17 protein-coding genes and 1 pseudogene are annotated in these 19,006 nt (G+C 36.6%); 4 read left to right on the forward strand and 14 right to left on the reverse strand.

The window, feature by feature from the left end; translation table 11 throughout:
- Positions 1-6 precede the first annotated feature (6 nt).
- Together ACHCNF_RS02075 and ACHCNF_RS02080 are read right to left on the reverse strand one after the other, a co-directional pair.
- Positions 7-252, reverse strand: a pseudogene (locus tag ACHCNF_RS02075) (ATP-binding cassette domain-containing protein); the annotation flags it as partial.
- 55 nt (positions 253-307) lie between these two features.
- Entirely contained in the window at positions 308-1,024 is a 717-nt protein-coding gene (locus tag ACHCNF_RS02080; protein ID WP_408072175.1) for an ROK family protein, read from the reverse strand.
- 238 nt (positions 1,025-1,262) lie between these two features.
- Between ACHCNF_RS02080 and ACHCNF_RS02085 the strand changes: the two genes are divergently transcribed.
- A complete protein-coding gene (locus tag ACHCNF_RS02085) occupies positions 1,263-1,886 on the forward strand; it encodes a hypothetical protein (RefSeq protein ID WP_408071144.1) in 624 nt (207 codons plus the stop codon).
- 70 nt (positions 1,887-1,956) lie between these two features.
- Here ACHCNF_RS02085 and ACHCNF_RS02090 read toward each other — a convergent pair whose 3' ends face one another.
- Complete coding sequence (locus ACHCNF_RS02090; RefSeq protein WP_408071145.1) at positions 1,957-3,126, reverse strand: NAD(P)-dependent malic enzyme; 1,170 nt, start codon at positions 3,124-3,126, stop codon at positions 1,957-1,959.
- 130 nt (positions 3,127-3,256) lie between these two features.
- Between ACHCNF_RS02090 and pepF the strand changes: the two genes are divergently transcribed.
- Positions 3,257-5,056: an oligoendopeptidase F gene (gene pepF / locus ACHCNF_RS02095; RefSeq protein ID WP_408071146.1), complete on the forward strand. Its 1,800-nt coding sequence runs from the start codon at positions 3,257-3,259 to the stop codon at positions 5,054-5,056.
- A 112-nt stretch (positions 5,057-5,168) separates the two neighbouring features.
- Here pepF and ACHCNF_RS02100 read toward each other — a convergent pair whose 3' ends face one another.
- The 3 genes from ACHCNF_RS02100 to ACHCNF_RS02110 form a co-directional block, all read right to left on the reverse strand.
- On the reverse strand, positions 5,169-5,915 hold the full coding sequence (locus tag ACHCNF_RS02100; RefSeq protein WP_408071147.1) for a hypothetical protein: 747 nt from the start codon (positions 5,913-5,915) through the stop codon (positions 5,169-5,171).
- A 200-nt stretch (positions 5,916-6,115) separates the two neighbouring features.
- Positions 6,116-7,588, reverse strand: a complete 1,473-nt coding sequence (locus ACHCNF_RS02105) for a glucosyltransferase domain-containing protein (protein ID WP_408071148.1) — start codon at positions 7,586-7,588, stop codon at positions 6,116-6,118.
- A gap of 74 nt (positions 7,589-7,662) precedes the next feature.
- Positions 7,663-8,391 (reverse strand): DUF975 family protein, encoded by a 729-nt coding sequence (locus ACHCNF_RS02110; protein WP_408071149.1) that lies wholly within the window; start codon positions 8,389-8,391, stop codon positions 7,663-7,665.
- Positions 8,392-8,601: 210 nt separating this feature from the next.
- On the opposite strand from ACHCNF_RS02110, the gene ACHCNF_RS02115 reads away from it, so the two are divergent.
- Positions 8,602-9,657, forward strand: coding sequence for a tyrosine-type recombinase/integrase (locus ACHCNF_RS02115; protein ID WP_408071150.1), 1,056 nt, complete (start codon positions 8,602-8,604; stop codon positions 9,655-9,657).
- Positions 9,658-9,746: 89 nt separating this feature from the next.
- On the opposite strand, the gene ACHCNF_RS02120 is transcribed toward ACHCNF_RS02115, so the two are convergent.
- From ACHCNF_RS02120 to ACHCNF_RS02140, 5 genes are all read right to left on the reverse strand, one after another.
- Positions 9,747-11,006, reverse strand: a complete 1,260-nt coding sequence (locus ACHCNF_RS02120) for a 6-phosphofructokinase (RefSeq protein WP_408071151.1) — start codon at positions 11,004-11,006, stop codon at positions 9,747-9,749.
- A 235-nt stretch (positions 11,007-11,241) separates the two neighbouring features.
- Entirely contained in the window at positions 11,242-11,589 is a 348-nt protein-coding gene (locus tag ACHCNF_RS02125) for a hydrogenase maturation nickel metallochaperone HypA (RefSeq protein WP_408071152.1), read from the reverse strand.
- A gap of 32 nt (positions 11,590-11,621) precedes the next feature.
- A complete protein-coding gene (locus ACHCNF_RS02130; protein ID WP_408071153.1) occupies positions 11,622-14,396 on the reverse strand; it encodes an FAD-dependent oxidoreductase in 2,775 nt (924 codons plus the stop codon).
- An 84-nt stretch (positions 14,397-14,480) separates the two neighbouring features.
- Complete coding sequence (locus ACHCNF_RS02135; protein WP_408071154.1) at positions 14,481-15,605, reverse strand: DUF5692 family protein; 1,125 nt, start codon at positions 15,603-15,605, stop codon at positions 14,481-14,483.
- 140 nt (positions 15,606-15,745) lie between these two features.
- Complete coding sequence (locus tag ACHCNF_RS02140) at positions 15,746-16,153, reverse strand: LysM peptidoglycan-binding domain-containing protein (RefSeq protein ID WP_408071155.1); 408 nt, start codon at positions 16,151-16,153, stop codon at positions 15,746-15,748.
- A gap of 397 nt (positions 16,154-16,550) precedes the next feature.
- Here ACHCNF_RS02140 and lexA point away from each other — a divergent pair, with 397 nt between their 5' ends.
- A complete protein-coding gene (gene lexA / locus ACHCNF_RS02145; RefSeq protein ID WP_408071156.1) occupies positions 16,551-17,165 on the forward strand; it encodes a transcriptional repressor LexA in 615 nt (204 codons plus the stop codon).
- Between the two features lie 94 nt (positions 17,166-17,259).
- Here the strand turns inward: lexA and rsfS are convergent, their stop codons facing one another.
- From rsfS to nadD, 3 genes are read right to left on the reverse strand one after another with little or no spacing between them, the layout of a single operon-like run.
- The gene (gene rsfS / locus ACHCNF_RS02150) at positions 17,260-17,628 is read right to left on the reverse strand and encodes a ribosome silencing factor (protein ID WP_408071157.1); all 369 of its coding nucleotides are present in this window, start codon (positions 17,626-17,628) and stop codon (positions 17,260-17,262) included.
- Entirely contained in the window at positions 17,621-18,211 is a 591-nt protein-coding gene (gene yqeK / locus ACHCNF_RS02155; RefSeq protein WP_408071158.1) for a bis(5'-nucleosyl)-tetraphosphatase (symmetrical) YqeK, read from the reverse strand. The genes rsfS and yqeK overlap by 8 nt, the downstream gene beginning before the upstream one ends.
- A gap of 26 nt (positions 18,212-18,237) precedes the next feature.
- Positions 18,238-18,897 carry a nicotinate-nucleotide adenylyltransferase gene (nadD, locus tag ACHCNF_RS02160; RefSeq protein ID WP_408071159.1) on the reverse strand — a complete coding sequence of 220 codons (660 nt, stop codon included), beginning with the start codon at positions 18,895-18,897 and terminating at the stop codon, positions 18,238-18,240.
- Positions 18,898-19,006: the final 109 nt, after the last annotated feature.

A 19,006-nucleotide genomic window follows, 5' to 3' on the forward strand; every position in this document is an offset into this window, starting at 1 on the left:
GCTTATATCCTGCTTTTTCAAGCTACGGAATTTCATCTCCCGCCCGTCAAAGATTATCTGACCACTATACGTCCCATAAGGATATACACCGGACAATACCTTCATCAGCGTGGATTTACCGGCACCATTTTCACCACATATCGAGTGAATCGAGTCTCTTTTGACTTCGAGTGTTACATCTGAAAGTGCCTTAACCCCGGGAAACACCTTTGTAATTCCTCGCATTTCAAGAATTAAAGGATTATCTTTCATTGCCGCCTTTAACCTCCCTTTATATCGCTAAAATATCAGGAATACATATCCTGAATTATTTTGCCGTAAGATATTCACTGGGTTTTCCCAGTACTCTGTCAGTAGCAATCGCTGCTGCTCCATAAAGTGTAGGGTCAACACTTAATTCGGACATCATAATGTCGACCTGTGAAAACAGCTCAGGAATGGTTCTCTCCTCAACTATTCTTTTTATCTGCGGTAATAAAATATCACCCGCTTTCGAAATGACATCGCCTATTACTATGATGTCGGGATTATATGCATTTATTAAGGTAACGCAGCCATAGGCTATGTACTGGGCCATTTCCTTCATGATATCGAGTATGGCGCCATCGCCTTTTCTTGCAGCCTCGAATATCACATCGTAATCATCAATTCTCTTGTGCTTTTTATCAGTAAAAATTGATGGCAAAGCTTCCTTTGCTCTTGCAAGCATTACCCGTGTAGAGCAGTAAAGCTCAAGGCATCCGTAATTGCCACATTCACATCTGGGTCCGCGATAGTCTATACTAATATGTCCAACCTCACTTGCTGCACCCTGTTTTCCAAATAAAAGCTTCTCATTCTCAACTATTCCGGAACCTACACCCTCTCCCATTAGGAAGTATGCAAGTGTATTCATGGGTTTTTTATGATTACCAAACCACCACTCTGCCATGGCTCCGGCGTTTGCATCCTGTTCAATGAAAAATGGCTTATCGAATTCATTCTCAAATTCCTTAAGGAAATTTACATCGTGCCACGACATCATGTGTGACACAACAGCTATGTGCACTTGCACTAATCGAATATTAAAATTTTGTGAACTTATTACACAAAGAATTTTGGTTATCATTTGTTATGTTAACCAAATTACCGTGCAGATAATAATTCCAGTCTTTAGTAAATTTTTTATAAAAAAATGCATTCTCTATTGAAGTATGTTTATACGTTTTTGTAAAATAAAATAGGACGATATAAAAAATATATCTTACTAGAGGGGGTATCTTATGAACGAAAAAAAATTTAGCATTTTTATGTTATGCCATTTAGGAATTATGGCGATTCTCGCAATTCTAGATCTGATTAATGGTGTATTAACAATAGCTTCCTCAATGAAAGGCACAGGTCTTACTCAGGTTAGTTCCTTAAACATGGCTATAGCTTTTACGTATCTTCTGACTGTTATAGCAATATTCTTCGGTATATCCTATATAATACAAGGCTATTCGAAACAATCATCAGATTGTTACAAGCTTTTTATCCTGATGGTCAGTGTTGCCAATTGCTGTACACTTGTCGCATTTATGATCGCACTTAAAAATTTATCAGCTATACCTGAAATACCTGATAATAAAACATTTATTTCACTAGGTACCGTAATGCTTATTGCAAAAATCGTATTATTACTTCTTTTGTGGACCGGAAAAGATTTAGGAAAAATAAGAACCTGGTGTGTATGGGTTATAATTTTAGTTATAGATCTTGGAATTGGTCTTCTCTTTATCACACCTGCTACATTCTGGTTCTACAGAGTTTTATTTGTAGTTAGCAGACTTGCAATTGACCTTACTATAGCTTTATCAATACATGGAAAGTACTCTGATAAAGAAGCTCGTGGCAGAATACAATAAATATTTTTAAAGAGGCTGTTATTTTTAACAGCCTCTTTTTTAAATCAAAATATATCAAGATTGTTTATTTTTAAATTCTGGCTACTCCACATTCTCTTGCAGCCTTTGCAACTGCTTCTGCAACAGCAGTTCCTACTCTCTTATCAAAAGCAAGTGGAAGGATGTATTTATCATTTAATTCCTCAGGGGATACAAGATTTGCAAGTGCGTATGAAGCTGCCTGCTTCATTTCTTCTGTGATATCCTTTGCTCGTACGTCGAGTGCTCCGCGGAACAAACCCGGGAAGCAAAGAACGTTGTTAATCTGATTAGGATGATCACTTCTGCCTGTTCCTACAACAGCTGCACCTGCTTCAAGTGCTTCATCGGGTTCTATCTCGGGAACGGGGTTAGCCATAGGGAATACTATTGCTCCGGCATTCATGGATTTTATCATATCCTTTGTAACAATGTGAGGTGCACTTACTCCAATAAATACATCTGCCCCTCTCATTGCATCAGCCAGATTACCGGAGAAGTTTTCAGGATTTGTCTTCTTTGCCATCTCCTCCTGAGCAGGATTCATTTCAACACCATCACAGAGTATTCCAAATCTATCTACCATTTTCAGGTTCTTTACCCCAAGGTTAAGGAGATGCTTTCCGATTGCTATTCCGGCTGAACCGGCGCCGTTAATTACAACCTTTGCTTCAGAGATTTCTTTTTTCACAACACGAAGCGCATTTATAAGTGCCGCTCCAACAACTACTGCTGTTCCATGCTGATCGTCGTGGAATACCGGAATGTCACATATTTCCTTCAGTTTTCTCTCAATTTCAAAACATCTCGGTGCTGCAATATCCTCAAGGTTAATACCGCCAAATGAGCCGGAAATAAGGTAAATCGTGCGTACAATCTCATCTACGTCCTTACTCCTTATACAAATGGGAAATGCATCTACATCAGCAAATTCTTTAAACAGAGCACATTTTCCTTCCATAACAGGCATTCCGGCTTCAGGACCGATATCGCCAAGTCCAAGAACAGCTGTACCATCCGTAATTACTGCAACAAGGTTATGTCTTCTTGTAAGCTGATAGGATTTATCATAGTCTTTCTGGATTTCAAGACAGGGTTGTGCAACTCCCGGTGTGTAAGCAAGTGATAAATCTTCTTTATTTTCAACTTTTACTCTTGAAACAACTTCGATTTTCCCCTTCCACTCGCCATGTAAGCGTAATGACTCTTCAGCATAATTCATAATTGTCAATCTCCTCTTTTTAGTAGATAAATCATTAGTAACCTTGAAAAATATTTGTTATACTTAACAAGTGTGCGCAATTTGTTTTAGTTACACACACATCTACCATAATAATAAGGAGAATAGACAAATGCAAGGGAAATTACCTAAAAGAAACGAAGTTGAAAAAGCTCTCACATGGAGACTTGAAGATATTTACGAAAATGAAGATTTATGGGAAGCTGATTTAAAAGAAGCACTCTCTATTGCTGATAAGATTACTGAATTCAACGGTAAAATAGCTGATAGTGCGAAAAATCTTCTGGAGGTTCTTAAACTATATGAACAGTCAGAGCTTTTGATCAGCAAATTTTACGGCTATGCTCATATGAGACATGATGAAGACACTGCTAATTCAAAGTACAACGGAATGAACCAGAAGGCTACTTCTGCTTATCTTACAGTTAATGAAAAAGCATCTTTTATTGAACCTGAGGTTCTTTCCATCTCAGATGAAGCCTTAGCAGATTTTTATAAGTCAGAGCCTGAATTAAAGAAATACGAATTAAAGATCAAAGAAGTAAGGAGGCTGAAAGATCATATCTTAAGCAAAGAGCTTGAGCAGCTTATAGCTTCTGCCGGCGAAATGGGCAGAACTCCGTACAACGGCTTTAATATGCTCTCTGATGCAGATCTTAAGTTTCCCAGCGTAACTGATTCTGAAGGAAAAGAGGTTGTACTTTCAAACGGCAGATTTGTTCCGGTTCAGATGTCTAAGGACAGAGAACTTAGAAAAAAGGCTTTTGAGGCTTTCTACGGCAGATATGAAGAATTCAAGAATACATGGGCCGCACTCTATGACGGCGAAGTAAAAACACGTATTTTTAATTCAAAAGCCAGAAAATACAACTCAAATTTTGAAGCTGCGGTTGATGAAAACGATGTAGATCCTGCTGTATGTGACAGACTAATTGATTCCATACATAAGGGCTTTGACAAAATGCACAAATATGTTGCACTTAGAAAGAAGCTACTTGGAGTTGATGAGCTTCATATGTATGATGTATACGTCTCAATGATAAGCGATTTTGATATGGAAGTAAGTTATGAAGAAGCAAAGGAACTCTCCTTAAAGGCCCTCACTCCTCTTGGGGATGAGTATCTTGGAATCGTCAAGCAGGCATATGAAAACCGCTGGATTGATGTAGTTGAGAATGAAGGAAAAAGAAGCGGTGCTTACAGTAGCGGTGCTTATGGTGTACATCCCTACATGCTGCTTAACTATAATAATACTCTTGAAGATGTTTTCACACTTGTTCATGAAATGGGTCATTCCATGCATACATGGTATTCTGAGCATGAACAAAGTATATGGAATGCAGATTATAAGATTTTTGTAGCTGAGGTTGCATCTACGACCAATGAAGTACTGCTCTATCATTATCTCAAGGATAACGCTAAGAGTAAGGAAGAAAAGGCATATATTATCAATCACTTCCTTGAAAGCTTTAAATCAACCATGTACAGACAGACAATGTTTGAAGAATTCGAAAGAAAGACAAATACCATGGCTGAAAACGGTGAACCACTTACAGCAGAAAGCTTATCAGAAGTATATTACAACCTTAACAAGGAATACTTCGGAAAAGAGATGGTATCAGATCCTCAGATAGCTTATGAGTGGTGCAGAATTCCTCACTTCTATTACAATTTCTATGTTTATCAGTACGCAACAAGTTTTGCTGCCGCTGTATCAATCGCTCACAAGATTCTTACAGAAGGAGAATCTGCTGTAAATAAATATAAGGAGTTCTTAAAGAGTGGATGTACAAAGGATCCGGTTAGCCTTCTTAAGATAGCAGGCGTTGATTTGACTACTGCTGCTCCTATCGAGGATGCTCTTAAAGTATTTGATGAAGCACTTTCAGAAATGGAAGAATTATTCGCATAAGTCATTTATGTTGACGATTATCTCACGATGCTGACATTTCATATATCAAAAAATGCCGGGCCTAAGATGTATCTTAAGCCCGGTACTTTTTTTCATATTTTATTTGTAGTTTTTATTTTGATTCTAATACTACTTTTTCAGGATTTTCATCGTTATCTACAAGTCCAAATCTGTCAACTTTTTTTATTATTTGTTTTACTGTGTAATTCCACAAGTCAACTGTAGGACTGGGAACATAATGAACACCATTATTTGATCTTGCAGTAATATGCTTTTTAGTAAAGGAATAGAGATTAATAGTTTCAACCTTGTTCTTCTTGGCCCATTTTGTAAGTCCTTTGTTGTACCGCTGCATAATACCGTCATTGTAATACAGGCAGTCTCCTAAGTCACCCAGTTTGTTATTGTCAGAATATCCGATTGTACACAGTACAAGATGTCCCTTAGTCTTTTTCTTTAGCTTTTTATAGTAAGAAGAATACTTCTCAAAATTTCCATGATCGTTTGCTCCCATCCAGGAAACAACTACATCATAATTCTTAACATTGATTCTGTTAAGGGTGCTCCTCATATAACTATAAGTTCCGCCATCTTTGGCATAAACAGTTATATTATTATATACTTTTCCTCTTATTTCGTTCTTATCAGCACTAAACATATCGACAGTTCTGGAATCGCCGATAAATAAAACCTTGATGTCTTCATCTATTCTGTTATCTATATATTCGCTGTTCTTGGATTTTGCATTTGCGTTAATAGCATAAGAATCGTTTGAAATAATAACACCGGATGCAACGAATAACAATGATAACAAAATCAGAAAATGTTCTTTGAATTTGGAAATCATTATGTTCTTCATATATACTTCCCCCTAACCTTGAAGCCTGCAAATAATAATAATTTGCTGTATAACTTTTCTTACACCTTAAGTTTACGGTATAAAAATGAACTTCAACTTTAGATAGGGTTAAGTATAAATTAAAAATAATAAAAACTTTAAGATTATCAATAAATTATTTTTTTATAATTATTATCAAAGAACATATGCAAGAATTTGTCTTAGTAAATGCATATATGCAGCTTGTTTTTTTCAAAAACAAATTGTTTATCTGATAGCGTATCCCAATTTACGGTTTTAAAATAAGCTAACATTTTTTCGTCAGGCTCACCCTCAACATATTCAGTTCCAAGATAATAATTTATAGAATAAGTTCTGCTCCACCCTGTTGCTCCCGCTCTGGTACTGCTATCTGTCTTATCAAATCCGGGATCCTGCCATGACCTTGACATATCACTGTAGTAGCAAAGGGTATCTACTGTATTGCCGGAAGTCTCTTCATATTCCTTAATTTTCTCTCCTATGATGTTGCTCAAATATAAATCATTCTGATTACATCTGTATCGCTCTATAAAGCACTTTTGGAATATTATGAATTCTGTAATAAGCAGCACCATTATCAAAGCTGAATAAGAACCCTTTAATATAATTGAAAAGGCGCTTTTAGTCATATCTGCGCGAATATTTGACATTATGTATAAAAGAACAATTCCAAATAAATATCCAAAACTGTAAATAACTCTTGGTGCAACAGCTGAGTCATTAAAGAAAACAATGCCAAAACTGACTACTGTACAGCCGATTATCACATATGCAAGGTAGAGACAATGTTTTAAAGGATGATTATTGATATATGTCTGAAATGCACCAATACATACAAAAAGTAAAATTAAATATAAAGTAAAAATGCCTTTACTTAAATAGGAAAATTTGCCCAGGCATACGTCATAAATGGTTCCGGCAACAGCTTTTAATGAAGAGTAAAACCCGTCTCTTGCAGCTAACCTGTCAACAGGAAATACAAATTTTGCAAGGACAAATGCAATCGCCATAGGTAAAACATACATTAGGCCTACAAACATATTTTTAACTATAAATCTATCTGGATTTAGTGCAATGATCGGGAGGCAAAGCACAACATACACAGAGATAAGCGTCTGATACATTAGTACAGAGACTAAAAGGCAAGCTAAAATAATGAGTGCTGATATTATTTTTTTATCCGAAAAAAATGAGTTACCCTTATTGTCACTAAACAGCTTATTGGTTATATATACAGCGCATGCGTTAAGAAATATAACAAAGCAGAACATTCCTTTTTCAATAAATAAGAAAAAATCAACAAAGAAAGGATTCACAATACATATGAATGACAAAATGATTGATAAAATATCATTTTTAACATATTCACTTATGATTAAAGATAGAATAATTATGGATAGCCCTAAAAATATAAAGCCACTTAAATAAGATATCTGATATTTTATTCCTGATGAAAAATGGAACTGTTCAATAATATAATATAGGAGTCCCTGTAGCACTCTCCCGTTTTCATATACCTTCACCTTCCAGTTATCATCCATCATAAGTGCTGCATAGGAATCTGTAGCATATTCTATTGATCTGTCAATTCCGAAATATATAAGTACAGCTATGTACGAAATAATAATTCTAAGTCTATGTTTTTTAAGCATAAAAAATGATCCCCTTCAGTAATAATTATTCATTATATACCAAAAGAGATCATTTTACATAAGAGTTATTATATTTACATTACTACAGGCTGAGGATTATAGTTCTCTTTAATTGCTGTGTAGAGCTCAGCATCTGAGCATTTTTTATAAGGACTTACATGTAAAACTAAAAGAATACCGCATGTAAGAATACCAAGAATAAACCAGCCAATGAATGAAAGATCATAAATGAATGCATTCATTTTCTGACCGTTCATCATCTGTCTTGAAAGTGTGATAGCTTCATCAGCTGTCATGTCAGGATTTTCTGCAAGCAGATATGGTACAAGTCTGTAGGAATAGCTTTTAACAATTCCGGGAATAAAACATAAAAGTGACCATAAAAACAGGTACAGATGTGTTAAAAACATAACCTTCATGATATTCTTCCAATTGCTCTTAAAGCCAAATGCTACATTACCAATCTGTGCGTTTGGTTCAACTCGATTTACAATAAAGAATCTCTGGCATCCTACTTCAAGAGGATTAAATACACAAATTTTAAGTACAAGGCCTATTAATATAGCAACGAAGCCAACTGAAAGAATTGTTATTAAAATAGGTATTAAAACTTCCGGGTCAATATTACTGAAGTCATACTGTCCATTTGAAGCTTGACCGGAACTATTTCCAATTCTGCTTCCTACTGAACCTCCGCTACCTCCTGTTGCAATACCTAAAATCAAGCAAACTACAACACATGCCCAGCGGTTTTTCTTAAAATTTGCCAAACCATTTTCTTTTAGCATTGAATTTGTCCACATACTATACTCTCCCTTCAAAATATTTTCTATATATTAAATTATAAACACAAATGCACAAATTTGGTAGTCTAATCTGACGATTTAAAGAATTTTATTGCTATTATTGTTGCAAAATAAAAACAGTACCGCTAATGTTCTTCCTAAACACTCCCTTTATGTTAAAATATAATAGGTTTTGTTTTCCTCAGAAAGACATGGATTGGAGGAGTTATGGGAGCAGATTCAGAATATAACAGAAAGCTTCATTTATCGCGTCTTGAAAAACTTCATGAATTAGAAAACATGCTACCGGTATATTGCATGCCTTTTTTGGATGATAAAGAGCTTACATCACAGATAAATACGGTAATATCATATACTTACGATCTAATTACATTTTTTCAGTTTTTAAAAGAAAAAAATCCGCTGCTAAAAAATATAGATGAAATCAGAGATATCGATCTTTCAATTCTCGATAGTCTATCCTTCGAAGATATAAATGAGTTTCAAAGATTTTTATCATTTAATAATGGCGAGAACAAGCATATTAACAAAGAAAAAGGGATTGCCAGAAGAATGTCTGCAATCAGAGGCTTCTATGAATTTATGTGTCAGCATCACTATTTGAAGAATAATCCCACACTCGGTGCTGCAAAGCGAAAGAAAACTCCCAAAAAAGACATTATACGAATGAATTCAGAAGAAGTTAATACGCTCATGGATACAGTCATAAATACAGACATGAAAGTATCTGACAGGCAAAAAGCTCTTCTTGAAAAGACTAATTTAAGGGATACAGCAATCTTTACTCTTTTGCTGAATACAGGAATTCGTGTATCAGAATGTGTTGGTTTGGATATTGATGATTTAAATTTTGAAGAAAATTCCTTCTCAGTGGTTCGAAAAGGTGGCAACACTCAGATTTTATATTTTAATCGCTCCACTGCCGAAGCCTTAAAGGAATATATTGAGTTTGAGCGCCCTACTTTATGTGCAGATGATAAAGAAAAAGCCCTGTTTTTATCACTTAGAAAAAAACGCATTACAGTAAGAAGTGTTGAACTGTTAGTAAAAAAATTCACTCAAATGGCAGTACCAGGCAAAAAGCTTACACCTCATAAGATGCGAAGTACATATGGTACTGCTCTCTATCGCGAAACAGGTGATATCAGGCTTGTTGCAGATGTACTTGGGCATAAGGACATAAATACTACTGCCAAGCACTATGCAGCTATTGAAGACGAGCATAGACGAAGAGCTGCAACAATAGATCCTTATTCCGATTAGAATGAATATTATTTAAGCTCCGCCTCATTTAATGAGTCGGAGCTTTTTATAGTAATAATATATTATTTAGAGTTATAAATTACTGTTTTTTACAGTAATTCCTGGAATCCCGGTACAAACAGATGTCTCGGAATACCATCTACCATGATAGGTCCAACATCGCCCTGGATAAGAGGTCTTACATAAGTAATGAATTCATCAGTTACATAGGTGCCTTCCTTATTGATCCATTCTCTGGGAACAAGACGCTCATCATTAGCAATCTTGTGAACATCCTTAACCTCAGTTCCTGCCTGATAAGGATCATCGGAAAGTCTCTCAATAACTACCATCTTACCGCTATCGCCTTCGTCAGCAGCCTTCATTGCAGCACCACCAACCTCATATGCTTCAAGAATGTCAACACGAGATGCGCAGTGGCTTGCAGCTCTCTGAAGAGTTGAAAGCTCAATTGCTCTTGTCTTACAGCCAATCTCAGTAGAAAGGACTGTGCAAAGATATCTTGCTGTTCCTGTCAGCTGTTTATGGCCAAATGCATCAACATATTCAACACCATTATCATATTCACTGATGTATTTACCATCCTTATCGTGAATACCTTCAGATATAGCAATAACTACATTTGCCTTTTCCTTAAGAAGTTTTCTCACCTTATCGACAAACTTCTTAACATCGAAAGGAAGCTCAGGGAGATAGATTGCATCAGGACCGTCACAATCTTCGCCTCTTGAAAGAGCGGCTGATCCGGTAAGCCATCCTGCATTTCTACCCATTATCTCAACTATAACAACCTGACCATGCTCAGTCTCTAAACTCCATCCATCACGGATGATTTCTTTAACTGATGTACCAATGTACTTAGCAGCTGAGCCATATCCGGGTGTGTGATCGGTAAGAGCCAGATCATTATCAATTGTCTTAGGACAACCTACAAATCTCACAGCAGAGCCTGATATTATAGCATAATCAGAAAGCTTTTTAATGGTATCCATAGAATCATTGCCGCCGATGTAGATGAAGCAGTCAATTTCTAAGTCAGTAAGTATCTGGAAAATCTTCTCGTAGGTCTCTTTGCTCTCGAAGATCTCAGGCAGCTTATAGCGGCATGAGCCAAGATATGCAGATGGTGTTCTCTTTAAAAGTTCAGCATCAAGTCCTGTCTTGATGTGGTCAGCAAGGTCTATATATCGACCTTCCATAAGTCCCTGCACCCCATGGATCATGCCGTATACTTTCTTATACCCACGATCTCTGGCTGTACGATAAACACCTGCAAGCGAGGAATTAATTGCAGCTGTAGGTCCTCCTGACTGTCCAACAATAACGTTTCTTTTCTCCTTCGTTGCCATGGTTATGAATACCCCCTATTCTAGTATTTTTAGGAAAAATTCTTTTTTTTTTAGATTTATTAGCTTTTTCCTATGCAACATGTATACATTTTATCAAAATTTAATAATATTGTCATTAAAAATGTACATATTATTTGTTTTTATTAATACAAAAAACAGTGACCATATATATAGTCACTGTTTTCGCTGTTATTCTTCTACTCAAATTTTTTTGATCTTCAAAACATAAAGATTTTCACTCTTCAACTTCAAGTTCTTTTATAACAAATTCATTGCCCTGAACAAGATATGTTTTCTCACTTCCACAGAAAGGACATATTCTTCCATGAGCTATGGTTCCATACTGTTTACCGCAATCAGAGCACTCTGTTATAGCCGGAATAGGTTCGATATTAAGTTTTGTGCCCGCCACAAATTTTTGTTTGGAAGAAGCCCACTTCCATGCATCTGTAAGGAAATGTGGAATTACGGAAGATACTTCTCCAAGCTGAATTGTTACTGATGCAATCTTCTCGATATTGTTATCTGCCGCTACCTCTTTAAGGTCATCAATAATATGAAAAACCACGCCTAATTCATGCATTTCTAACCTCACATATATGATAAAACATAATCTTATTTATCTTTTTTCTTTCTCTTAAGCCTTATATTGACTTTCTGCTTGGTAGCATAAGGCAATATATATTTAAGCTTATCTTCACTTCGTCTCATTACACTGCACTCAGGGTTCTCTCTGTAAAGATGGATAGCATCAAATTCGCATTTTGTTGTACAAAGACCGCATCCTATACATTTATTTGTATCTACGATAGATGCACCGCATGACAAACATCTTGCTGTCTCAGCCTTAACCTGTTCCTCTGTAAAAACAAGCTTGGCATCACGCCATGAATGAGAAGGATCCGCTATACTATCATTTTTCCCCGGAATCTGTCTCTTGCAGGTATCATAATCTTTTATCAGAATATTGTTTTTATCCAGTTCCTTGAAATCATTGCGATTTCTTCCGATTGTGAGCGATGAGTCAGGCTGTACAAAGCGATGTATTGAAATGGCACCCTGTTTTCCTGCAGCAATTGCATCAATAGCAAATTTAGGTCCGGTATATACATCACCACCTACAAAAATATCAGGCTCTGCTGTCTGATATGTAAGGCTGTCCGCTACTGCTCCGTTGCCTCTTCCAAGTTCTACTCTGGATCCTCCTAACAGATTCCCCCATACAATGCTCTGCCCGATACTTAAAAATACATGTTCGCATTCAACAGTTAATGTATTGCTCTCATCATACTTTGGATTAAACCTATGGTCATCATTAAATACAGAGACGCATTTTTTGAGTATAATGCCTTTAACTTTTCCATTCTCTGTAAGAATTTCTTTAGGTCCCCAGCCGCAGTTTATCTCTACTCCGTCTTCCTCTGCTTCGGCTACCTCTTCATCAGATGCAGGCATAATATCTCTGCTCTCAAGGCAGAACTGCTTAACATTATCTGCTCCGCATCTGACAGCACTTCTGGCTACATCAATTGCGACATTACCGCCGCCGATTACAACAGCATTTCCTTTAACTTTAAGACTCTCATCATCAGTAACCGCATGAAGAAAATCAACTGCAGTTACAACTCCCTGTGCATCCTCACCAGGAACACCGGCTTTTCTGCCTCCCTGACATCCTATAGCTATGTAGAAAGCCTTATAGCCCTGAGTTCTAAGTTCATCAATAGTTACATCTTTTCCTACTTCAACACCGGTTTTGATATCAACACCCATTTCCTTTATGATATCAATTTCAGCCTGTACAACATCCTTTTCAAGTTTATAAGAAGGAATACCATAAACAAGCATTCCACCGGCTTTATTATTTTTTTCAAAAATAGTAGGCTTGTAACCCTTTTCAGCAAGATAGAAGGCACATGATAATCCGGCAGGGCCTCCACCAATGATTGCTATTTTTTCATCAAATTCGCCCTGAACCTTAGGTACTACCTTCTTGGGTATAAATCGTGTTTTTGCATTAAGATCTCTTGCTGCAATAAATTTCTTTACTTCATCAATTGCTACAGCCTGATCGATTGTTCCTCTGGTACAAGCTTCTTCACATCTTCTGTTACAGATATGACCACAGACAGCAGGAAGTGGATTATTTTTCTTGATAAGCTCAAGTGCTTCAGTATACTTGCCCTGCGCAGCGAGCTTAAGGTATCCCTGTACAGCTACGTGTGCAGGACATGCGGTCTTACAAGGTGCCGTACCGGAATCATAACAGTTAATCCTGTTATTATCACGGTAATCCCAATCCCAATCAGCTTCAGACCACTTCTTTTCAGAAGGAAGAACATGTTTAGGATATGTAACTTCAGATCCATCCTTTTTGCACAGTTTTTGACCAAGTTTAACTGCGCCTGCAGGACATACCTCTACACAACGTCCACAGGCAACACAATCTTCCTTTGTGACTCTGGCAACATATGCTGAACGTGACATGTTGGGTGTATTATAAAGCTGTGATGTTCTTAGCGCATAACATACATTTACATTACAATTGCAAATAGCAAATATCTTATTCTCACCGTCAATATTGGTAATCTGATGTACAAAGCCGTTATCTTCAGCCTTCTTAAAAATAGCGAGAGCCTCTTCTTTGGTGATATATCTACCGCCCTTGCCGGTCTCAACCACATAATCGGCCATATCACCGACTGCAATGCACCAATCCATCTCATCATCTGCACATCCTTCGCCGTATGTTTTACGTGACCGACGGCATGAACATGGACTTGCTGCATATTTACCTTCGTATTTATCAAGCCAGTGTGAAATATGCTCGATTGAAATTGACTCATTATTCATATCAATGGCTTTTTCAACAGGAATAACATGCATACCTATTCCTGCGCCTCCCGGAGGTACCATTGGAGTAATCTTTTCGAGAGGAAGTGTGGTCATATAGTCAAAGAACCTGCCCATCTCAGGATGTGCATCTATAAGTTCTTTGTTCATATTTGTAAACTCAGCACTACCAGGAACATACATAGGTACAAGATACTGTTTCTCTCTGTTTGCATTTTCCCAGTTATACTCGACAAGACCTGTCCATGACATATGATCCAAAAGTTCCTGCAAGTGTCCGGGCTCAATTCCGGAAATTGCTTTAAGCTGATCAAAGGTCTTAGGCTTTCTTACGCCCATTTTTAGTGCGAGTTCTGCTTCTTCATCAGTCGCTATTGCTGCAAGTGCCCAATATTCAGGATCATCATTTGTAAGCTTTTTTATACCGAGATGATAAGGAACCCGGTCTGTTATCATTTTTCCAAGTTTGACTATAGGCTCACGCAAAACGGCGTCCTCTTTTACATAGTCAGGTTTAAAGGGTGGTTTTCTCCCCATTACAATCTCCTCCATTTGTCCGTTAGTCAATTATAGAGGGCTTTGCCGCGCCCTCTATATTCATGAAATGTAATATAATACTTTTTATGCTTTCTCTGCTCTCTCGATTGCAAGCTTAAAGTCTTTTGTATCACCAAATACCTCATTAGCATAAGGATTTTTACCAAGTTTAGATGCTCTCTTTATGATTTCACTGATACAAATTACGTTTATAACTATAGCCAGGATTGCAACAAAGCCCTGCATTCTGGGATCAGCTGTTATTCCCATTGAAGAAATGATCTCACCTGCAGCTGCTGTCTTACCATTTCCTGAATTATAAAGCTCAATTGCCTTAGCATAGAGATCCATTGTTGTAATACCGTTCTCTGTAGCTCCACCGTAAATTGAAGGAAGCGCTGCTGCAAATTTGCTGCTAAGCTGGAATCCGGGAACAACCTGTGCCCACATGCACCATATGGCAAGTGTATTTGCACGATTTTGAATCCATGCTCCCTTATTCCAGAATGCATTAGCAAATGTAGGAGCAAGAAGAAGAGCTACACCACAATACCAGGAATGTGTAGGAAGATTCAAATAAGTATATTCAAAGTTCCATACATCATATGCAAGGATAAACCAAACTGTCATATCAGGCCAAAGCATATCTGCGTGGTTCTTATCATTAGAAGTATAAAGATGAACACAGCCTGTCATACAGAAAATATTGATCATACCTGCAATGGCATTGACTACGTTCCACCATCCGCCATAAATGAATACACCTTCATTTGATGCCCACCATGCACCGCTTAAGTTGCCTGAAATGCTAAATGCAGCCAGAGCAGATTCTAAATCGGAAACATTAGCTATCATAATGTTTGCTGCAACAATAGCCCATGGAAACCATGCAAACCATTTTTCCTTACCAATGCCCCATTTGTATTTGATCATCATGAAGCCTACGCATCCGATATCAGCTGCGTAAAGTTTAAAATAGTGGAACCATCCATCCATAAAAGCTACTGTAGGATTTGCTTTTCCGCCGAACGCGCCCATATGAGCTGCTATAAAATATACTGTTAGAATCGTAGGGATAATAACAAATACTAAAATACCGCCAAGCTTTGTTCTGCGGCCTATCTCATTCATAAGAATAAGTCCGACAAAAACAAGGACCCAGCCTATGAGTTGATACCCGGCACTTGTGCCGTAAAGTTGAAATAACATGACATACCTCCAAAGTTAATTATTAAATTTTTCTAAAATATAATAGCAATTCTCATATGAGAATTGCTATTGGCAAAAGTAATATAATTTAACATAAATATTTGGATACTATTATTGATAATGTAGTTTCCCATAAATAATTATTTCAGTATGTCAGAATAATATGGAATTATGAGATTAGTACCGGAATTAAGTTTGGCATCAGGAGAAATCTTATTTATATTGGCAATATCAGCAACATATTCCTTAGTATTCCTATAATGAAGATCATCCATGTGCTCTTCTGCAATAGTCCATACAGAGTCTCCGGATTTAACGCTTATAAATGTATAATATCTGTAATCTTCATTATTCATATTGCTGGCATCTGAACTAAAGGAAAAAGTAAGAATAACGATGAGGAAAGCAGCAACAGATAATAAAATGCCCAGAGCAATTAATCGTCTTTTAACGATAAGCTCTTTTTTTCTTTTGACCATAGCAGATTTTCTATATCTGTTATTGTCGGAATAATTAACTCTGTTATTGATTGCAGTAGTATTCATCATTTTCTCCTCCATTAGGCGAACAAACGTTGCGAACAATTGTTCTTTAAAACAAATATATCGAACATCCATTCTTTTGTCAATGCTTTTTTCGAACATTTGTACTTAAGTCAAACATAAATAATCTTAAAAAAATCATTCGTTTGTGTTCATAAAATGTTCATATTTTTTCTGTATTATCTTAATCAAGGTAGTTGATAAACCAAATCACACTATCTCCCCCTCATAAGAAAATCGCAGGACACTCACAGAAATGTGAGTGTTTTGTGATTAATTCAAATATCTTATGTATTTAGTCTATACAATCACCTGTCCAATAAAAAGTACAGCGAACATATATTTGCTTTTTTTAAGAATTAATGTTAATCTGAACATAGGTTCTTAATAATGGAGGATAACTATGGAAAAAAGAAAAATCAGTGAAAAGCAACAGGAAATTCTCGATTTTATCAAAGAAAAAATATTGGATAAAGGCTATCCGCCCACTGTTCGCGAAATTTGCGAAACTGTACATTTAAAATCCACCTCATCAGTGCATTCCCATCTTGAGACATTGGAGAAAAACGGTTATATCAAGCGTGATCCCACCAAGCCTCGCACCATAGAGATTTGTGATGACTCCTTTAATATGATAAGGACAGAGATGGTTAACATTCCTGTTGTCGGTCAGGTTGCTGCAGGAACTCCTATTTTAGCTGAGCAGAATATTGACAGTTACTTCCCTATTCCTGCTGAAATGTGCCCTAAGGGACAAATGTTCATACTTAATGTCAAGGGTGATTCAATGATAAATGCCGGTATTTTTAATGGTGACCGCATTTTTGTTGAAGCATGCGATACCGCCAAAAATGGAGAGCAGGTTGTTGCACTCATTGATGACTCGGCTACTGTTAAGACTTTCTATAAAGAAAAAGGACATATCCGACTTCAGCCCGAGAATGATACCATGGATCCCATAATAGTAGATGATTGTGAGATCCTAGGCAGAGTATTTGGTGTTCTTAGATTGTACTAAGAAAATTTAGTATGATAAAAATTAAAAAAAAACGCTGTATGAATCAAATAATTCATACAGCGTTTTTTTCATAATTATTCTGTTCTGAAATTAATTACAATAATTCATCCTTCGTAATATGCTTACCATCTCTCCAAATTCTCTCAAGGTCATAGAATAATCTATTTTCCTGATCAAAAATATGAACAATTATATCGCCAAAGTCCTGGAGAATCCAAAAAGCACTCTCATATCCCTCGATATCTTTTTTCTCATAGCCTGCTTTGCCTAAAGTTTCCTCAACTCTGTCAGCCATAGCCTGTATCTGAGAACGGTTTGTTCCGCTTGCAACTATGAAATAATCACCAAGAGTAGATACTTCACTGATATCAATTATTTCAATATCAAGTCCTTTAGTATCCTCAAGTGCATTAACCGCAAGCTTAACCATGTTTTTAGAATTTTCAATAGAATGTTCAGTCATTGTTTTTATCCTTCTTAAAATAATATTCATAGGTTTGCCAGGTCATTGGATCACATTCTTTATCAATATTCTTAAGATAATTAATAGTGTCCTCAAGAATTTTGAGCATGCATTCATCAAGACTTTGATATGCAAGCTTGCGAATAACATCCATATGCTCCAAAGGCTTTCTGTTTGGCTCAATAAAATCTGCTATAAATACGATTTTTTCAAGCTTAGTCATTCCTGGATGTCCTGTGGTATGCCATCTTATAGCCCCCAATATCTCATCATCATCATATCCATACTTGTGTTCAGCAAGGCACATTCCTGCTTTGGCATGAATCAAAGACGGGTTTCTTTTCTCTATATCAGAAAGCTCAACATTATATTTATTACAGATTCTTTCCTGCTCATCATGATCAAGGTTTTTGGCGCAATCATGAAGGTAGCCTGCTATTAATGCTTTCTCAATAGAAACATCATGAACTGCAGCCATGTTGGCAGCTGTATAAGCAACGCCAAGTGTGTGATCGAATCTGTCAGCATTTAGAACAAGCTTCATTTCTTTTCGGAGTTTGTGTGAAATCTCAATTATTTTCATAATAAAAAAGAAAATCCTCCTCAGAATCAACCGTGATATATTTTCATATCATCGTCTTCATTTGAAGCTGCCATACCGTTGTAGATATTTTTAAGGCTGGCAAATTCTATAACTGATTCAGGAAGCATATATCTTACTGATCTTCCTGTCATAATTCTGGCTCTGATATCGCTACTGGATATCTCAATATTTTTATATTGAAGAATTCTAATATCAGCACCATATTTATCATGAAGATATCTTCTCTGTTCATCCATATCAGCGATTGACATATTGTTTCTGATTGCAGCAAGAATTATGCAATGTTTAAATATCTCTTCGCTTTTATACCAACTTTCGATCTGTTTAAAGGTATCACCGCCAAGTATGAAATAAATTTCATCTCCCGGATACATCTTCTCAAGTTCATAAAGTGTATCTATAGTGTACGTATTACCTTCGCGATCAATCTCAAGGCGTGAAGCTGTAAAATAAGGATTACTGTCTATCGCAAGCTTAACCATCTGATATCTGAGATCGCCTGATGTTATGTTTGTAGTTATGTCCTTCATATAAGGACGCCCACTGGGCATAAATATAATTCTGTCGAGTCCAAACTGCTCTCTCGCTGCTTCTCCCAAAATAAGATGTGCGTTATGAATTGGATCAAATGTACCGCCTAAAATACCGATTTTTCTTGCTGCCATATCTACTGTGCCACCTTTTTTTATTTATTATGATACAGATAAAAAACTACCACGCTAGCTATATACCATTATATAAACTCAATTTCAGGATAGTAAAACCAGATTTATA

The organism is Butyrivibrio sp. NATIVEDY162 (assembly GCF_045999815.1).
In the GTDB taxonomy this organism is placed as follows: Bacteria; Bacillota; Clostridia; order Lachnospirales; family Lachnospiraceae; genus Butyrivibrio.